Source organism: Pigmentiphaga litoralis (assembly GCF_013408655.1).
In the GTDB taxonomy this organism is placed as follows: Bacteria; Pseudomonadota; Gammaproteobacteria; order Burkholderiales; family Burkholderiaceae_B; genus Pigmentiphaga; species Pigmentiphaga litoralis_A.
The window spans coordinates 186310-192237 of the sequence record NZ_JACCBP010000003.1; the positions used below are offsets into that span (position 1 = coordinate 186310).

Annotated in this window: 3 protein-coding genes; all 3 read left to right on the forward strand. The window is 68.5% G+C overall.

From position 1 onward, the window contains the following. The first annotated feature begins 8 nt into the window (after positions 1-8). Genes HD883_RS25385 through HD883_RS25395 form a run of 3 tightly spaced genes read left to right on the forward strand, consistent with a single transcriptional unit; the run spans position 9 to position 5759 of the window. Positions 9-2162: a biotin/lipoyl-binding protein gene (locus HD883_RS25385; protein WP_179590431.1), complete on the forward strand. Its 2154-nt coding sequence runs from the start codon at positions 9-11 to the stop codon at positions 2160-2162. Beyond that, positions 2159-4183: a hypothetical protein gene (locus tag HD883_RS25390; RefSeq protein ID WP_179590429.1), complete on the forward strand. Its 2025-nt coding sequence runs from the start codon at positions 2159-2161 to the stop codon at positions 4181-4183. The genes HD883_RS25385 and HD883_RS25390 overlap by 4 nt, the downstream gene beginning before the upstream one ends. Then, positions 4164-5759: an Lcl C-terminal domain-containing protein gene (locus tag HD883_RS25395; RefSeq protein ID WP_179590427.1), complete on the forward strand. Its 1596-nt coding sequence runs from the start codon at positions 4164-4166 to the stop codon at positions 5757-5759. Before HD883_RS25390 ends, HD883_RS25395 begins: the two co-directional genes overlap by 20 nt. Positions 5760-5928: the final 169 nt, after the last annotated feature.

The following is a 5928-nucleotide window of genomic DNA, read 5'->3' on the forward strand; positions in this document are numbered from 1 at the left end:
AGAGATCGATGCCGGGCGCAACCTTCAGTGACGCGTGGTACCGGATTGCCGACGCGCGCGTGGCGCTGCTGCCGGCGGTCAAGGTGCAATCGCATCGCTATCGCGGCCGGCTCTGGTTCGTGCTTGAAGACCCGTATTCGCAGAAGTTCTTCCGCATCACGCCCGAGGCCTATGACTTCGTGCGCGCGCTGGATGGCGAACGCACCATCGACGAGGTCTGGCGCGACTATGCCGAGACCCGCGGCGCGGCCGCCCCGGGGCAGGACGAAGTGGTGCGGCTGCTGTCGCAACTGCACATGTCCAACATGCTGTTCTTTCGCGGCAAGGCGCACAGCGACGCGATCTTCGAGCGCACGCGCGCCCAGAAGCAGCGCGAACTGTACGGCAAGCTGCTGTCCTTCCTGTATGTGCGGGTACGGCTGTTCGATCCCAACAAGCTGCTGGACCGCATCCGTCCCTTGATCCTGTGGTGCACGGGCCGCACCGCGCTGGTGGTGTGGCTGGCGGTGATCGTGGCCGGCGGCATCAACGTCATCCAGCATGCGGACGAATTGCACCAGCACACCCAGGGGCTGCTGGCGCTGGACAACCTGGGCTGGCTGTACGTGGCCATGACGCTGCTCAAGGTCTTCCACGAAACCGCGCATGCCTTTGTCTGCAAACGGTATGGCGGACAGGTCCATACCTTTGGCGTGATGTTCCTGATCTTCACGCCCTTGCCCTATGTGGACGCGACGTCCGCCTGGGGGTTCGCCAGCAAGTGGCGGCGCGCCTATGTGGGCCTGGCTGGCGTGGTGACGGAACTGTTCTTTGCGGCGATCGGCGCCATCGTCTGGGCGCACACGTCCGACGGTGTGATCAACAGCCTGGCCTTCAATGTGATGTTCATCGGGTCGGTATCCGCGCTGCTGTTCAACGGCAATCCGCTGCTGCGGTTCGATGCGTATTACGTGCTGGCCGACCTGATCGAAATCCCGAACCTGTACCAGAAGGGGCAGGCGCAGGTGGTGCATCTGTGCGACCGCTACCTGCTTGGCAACAAGGCCAATGTGTCGCCCGCGACGGATCACACCGAACGCGTGTGGTTCACGTCATACGGCTGGGGCAGCCTGGTGTACCGGCTGATCCTGAGCGTGACGATCCTGATGACGGTGCTCGATCACTGGTTCGCGATCGGCATGGCCCTGATGGTGACGACGCTGATCACGCTGATCGTGATGCCGGGCCGCAAGCTGGTCACCTATCTGATGAGTCCGGCGCTGGCGAACCGCCGGTCGCGGGCGGTGGGCGCCCTGGCGGCGCTGGTGTTTGCGGTCTACGCCTTCGTGGTGTGGGTGCCGCTGCCGCATGCGGTGCGGCTGCCCGGCGTGCTGGAAGCACGGCAACGCGCGGTCATGTATGTGGAGACGGCCGGCGCATTGACCCAATTGCGGGTGCAGCATGGCCAGACCTTGCGCAAGGGCGATGTGATCGCGGTGCTGCGCAACGACGATCTGGAACTGAACCTGGCGCTGACCCGGCTGCAGATCACCGAATACGACACGCTGCTGCGGCAGGCGCTGCAGAAAACGCCGGCCGATGTCGCGCCGCTGGAGCGCCGCGCACAGGCCCTGGCGGAACGCCTGGCCGAGTTCGAAGCCATGAAGTCGCGGCTGGTGGTGCGCGCGCCGCAGAACGGCGAGTGGGTCGCGCCGGTGCTGCATGAACGCATGCACAGCTGGATCGAACGCGGCCAGCCGCTGGGCGAAGTGGTGGACCTGTCCAGCTTCCGTTTTTCCGCCGTGCTGGCGCAGGATGAAGCCGCGGAACTGTTTCCCGCGGCGGACGGCAGTGGCGAATTGCGCCTGGTGGGGCAGGCCAGCGAAAGCATTCCCATCGCCCGCTTCGACCTGATCCCCTACCAGCGCGACCGGCTGGCGTCCCCGGCGCTGGGCTTTCTGGGCGGCGGCGACGTGGCCGTCCGGCCGGACGACACCAGCGGCACGCTGGCCACCGAATCCTTTTTTGAAGTGCGCGCCGGCGTGCCCACGCCGTCGCTGGCGGCCATCACGGCCTATCAGGGCATGTCGGGCGTGCTGCGCCTGACGCTGGACGATCAGCCCCTGTACGAGCGCGCGCGCAAGTCCTTCCTGCAACTGCTGCAACGCAGGTACGCCCTATGATTTTTCCCAATCCCGATGCCGGCGCACGCAGCCAGGGGCCGGTCGAAGTCAAGACGCCCTGGGGCTCGCGCAATGCCTTGCGTGGCTGGTGGCGCGTGCTGTCCCTGCCGCGCCGCCGCAAGCTCAATCGCGACCTGGCTTTCGTGCAGGCGTCCCAGGCGCGTCTGGCCGCGCTGCCCGACGCGCAGATCGACGCCTTGCTGATCGAGACCCGGCGCGCCGTGCGCACGGCGGTGGCGCGCAGCGGGCAGCGGGGCGCCGTGGGCTTTCGTCCGCAAGCCCTGGCGCTGCTGGCCGAAGTCGCCTGGCGGCAACTGACCTTGCGGCCCGAAGCCAATCAATTGCTGGCCGCGCTGGCGATGGCCGACGGGCAGGTGGTGGAACTGGGCGCCTGCGGTGGCAAGACCCTGGCGATTGCGCTGGCCGCGGTGCTGGGCGCCTGGTCGGGCCGCGTCTGCCACGTGCTGACCGCCAGCGAATTGCTGGCCGCGCGGGACGTGGCCGACATGACGCCCCTGTTTGCCCGCTGCGGCCTGGGGGTATCGGCGTTGACGTCGATGACGCCGGCCGACGCGGTGGGAGCGGCCTATCAGGCCGACGTGCTGTACACCACGTCGCGCCGGGTGCTGCTCGACAGCGTGCGCGAACGCAAGCAGGCGGGCGCCCCCGGGCCGGCCCGGCGGGGCGGCGCCGTGGCGATGGATCACGAGGGCCTGCAGATGGCGCTGGTCGATGACGCCGACCGGGTGCTGATCGACGAAGCCAGCACGCCCTTCATGGTGTCCGAGCCGGGCGACAACCCCGTCCTGCTGAACGCGGTGTCGCTGGCGCGGGTGCTGTCCGACCGCTTCGAGTCCGGCACCCATTACCGCTTCGAAACGCAGCGGCGCCTGCGCTTCACGCGGGCCGGCCACGCGCTGCTCGAAGCCGTGGCGCAGGAACTGCCCGCCTTGTGGCGCGCGCCGCGCCGCCGCGACGAACTGATGATGCAGGCCCTGCTGGTGCGCGACCGCCTGGTGCGCGGCCAGCATTATCTGGTGCAGAAGGATCCGCAAGGGCAGGGCGCGCGCATCGCGTTCGGCGAGACGTCCGTGACCGACCTGCTGCCCGAACGCACCATGCATGTCGGCCTGATGCAGGCCATCGAAGCACGCGAAGGCCTGCCGCTGACGCATCCGCCGCGGACGTCGGATCGCCTCAGCTACCAGGCGTTCTTTGGCCGCTACCACCGGCTGGCCGGCGCGGCGTCCAGCCTGCGCGGGCTGGAAGATGAAATGTGGCGCATCTACGGCCTGGTGACGCAGCGCCTGCGCGACCCGATCGACACGCGCGCCGCGGTCCAGCACCGGGTCGTCAGCGATCCGTCCATGCGGGTCGACATGGCGGTCGACGCCGTGGTGGCCTGGGTGTCGTCGGACCACGCGGTGCTGATCGGCCTGCAGAAGGTCGAGTCCTTCCGTCCCATCATCGAGGCGCTGCAACGCCGCGGCATCCAGCCCCGGGTGTTGGGCGCGGCGCCGCCGGTCGCGGCCGACTGGGTGATCTCGCCCTGCGAAGTGCTGATTGCCCCCGAACCCCTGCTGTCGGGCGCCGATGTCCGCCTGAACCGGCCGCGTACGCCGCTGGCCCTGATGCTGCCCGAACAGCTCGAGTCGGCGCGTGCCGAGCGGGCCTTCTGGGCGCGCGGCGCGCGGCTGGGCTCCACCCGCGTCGGCCTGCGCCTGATCGATCTTGGCCATCGGGACGTGCCCGGATGGCTGCGCCGGGCCCACACGCTGATGGGGCGGCAGGCGCAGGTCGCGCCGCTGGCCAAATCGTCGCTCGGCATGCGATTGCTGCTACGCCGGGCCGTTTTCCAGGCGCGCCGCCGTGCCGCCAAGGGCGCGCGCACGCAGCGCCACCAACTCTTTCTTCACGAACAACAACTGCGGATGCAATTGGCGTTTGCGGCGGCCCGACCGGCCGCGCCCACCCCCGCTTCTCCCCCTACAGGTGATCCCCATGCGACTTTCAAGCCCTGACCTGACGATGCTGTCGCCTTCCCGCGCGCGTGCCGCGCGGGTCCTGCCCGCGAGCCTGCTTGCCCTGGCGACGCTGGGCACCCTAGCCGCGTGCGGCGGCGGGGGCGGCGAGTCGGAACCCGCGCCACCGGTCGTTACCGTGTCGTCGGCGCCCGTGCTGGAAGCCGATGGCCGCATCGTGTTCTCGGTCCGCCTGAACGAGCCGTCGCCCAAGGGCGTGACCCTGACCTACGCAACGGCCGACCTGGCCACGACGCTGGCGGCCAAGGCGATTGCCGGCTATGCGCGCGGCGGCGCGGCGTGCGGCGCCGGCATCGACTACGTGACCAGCACCGGAGCGGTGGGCTTTGCGCCGGGCGCATCGACCGGATCGATCACGATCACCACCTGCAATGACTCCGCCTTCCAGGCCAACAAACGCTTCAACCTGACCGTGAGCGGCGGCGCGGCGCCCGTGGTGGCGGTGGCGACGCTCGTGAACGACGATACCGGCGGCCTGAACGACACCGGCATCACCGCGTGCGTGGATGCCGCGGGCGCTGCCACCGCGTGCCCCGCGGCCGGACTGCTCGGACAGGATGCGCAGACAGGCCGCGACGCCATCGCCGTCACGAACGCCGCCGCCGATGGCCTGGCGGGTTTTTCGTACGCCAAGATTGGCGCGGCGGGCGAGCCGCTGGCCGCCACGGCCACGGCCTGGTCCTGCGTGCGTGACGCCGTCACCGGCATGCTGTGGCAGGTGGAACAGTCGGCGCCGGTTGCCATTCCCTTCTCCGGCGTGCAGGCGCGGGTCGACGCGGCCAACGCGGCGCGTCTGTGCGGCGTGGCCACCTGGCGCGTGCCGGACGTGGCGGAATTGTCGTCGCTGGTGAACAGCGGCAAGACGACCGGCGTGGCCATCGATTCGAGCTGGTTCGCGGATACCGCGGCCTTCGGCAACCAGGCCGCCTCGCTGTACTGGAGCGCGACCACCTTCCCGAGCGATGCCCAGACGGCATGGGTCGTGGACTTTTCGATCGGTACGATCGGTGTCAAGAACAAAGCCGCGGGCAGCGGCAACAACCTGGCGCTGCGCCTGGTCAGTGGTGCGGCCACAACGGCCTCGTCGGCCACGCCCTGCACCCCGGGCAGTGCCACCAACGCCGCGACGGACAGGTTTACCGACAACGGCGATGGCACGATTACCGACAAGACGACGCAGCTGATGTGGATGCAATGCAGCCTGGGCCAGTCCGGCGCAGCCTGCGCGACCGGGGCGTCGACTGCGGTTTCCTGGGCATCTGCCCTGGGAACGGCTGCAACCGTCAATGCCAACCCCTCGGGCCTGGGTAAGGGCTATTCCGACTGGCGCCTGCCGAACCGCAATGAACTGGGGTCGATCGTCGATCGCGCCTGCAGTGCGCCGGCCATCAACCGTGCCTATTTTCCAGGCACTGGCAACGCCAGCTACTGGTCCAGCTCGCCGTCCCAAATCCTCACCAAAGCCGCGTGGCAGCTGAATTTTGTCGACGGCGATGCGGCGCCGGGAGATACTTCGGGGTCGAGATTAGTACGTATGGTTAGGGCCGGTAATTAATCCCTACGCCCTAGGCTTTCGGATTTGAAGATAGCGCCCCTCACCGGGCGCTATTTCGCGTTCAGCGGTAATCGCCCGGCAGTGCTGCCGGCGCGTGCAAAGACACAGAAAAATCATTTCGCGCCAACGACCTGATCGGGTCTGGCGCTACCCAAAAGGTTGCAAGACG

Bases quoted from the DNA above. Each gene is read 5' to 3' on its own strand.
- HD883_RS25390 (WP_179590429.1), top strand. From the start codon at position 2,159: ATGATTTTTCCCAATCCCGATGCCGGCGCACGCAGCCAGGGGCCGGTC.
- HD883_RS25385 (WP_179590431.1), top strand. From the start codon at position 9: ATGCCGGGCGCAACCTTCAGTGACGCGTGGTACCGGATTGCCGACGCG.
- HD883_RS25395 (WP_179590427.1), top strand. From the start codon at position 4,164: ATGCGACTTTCAAGCCCTGACCTGACGATGCTGTCGCCTTCCCGCGCG.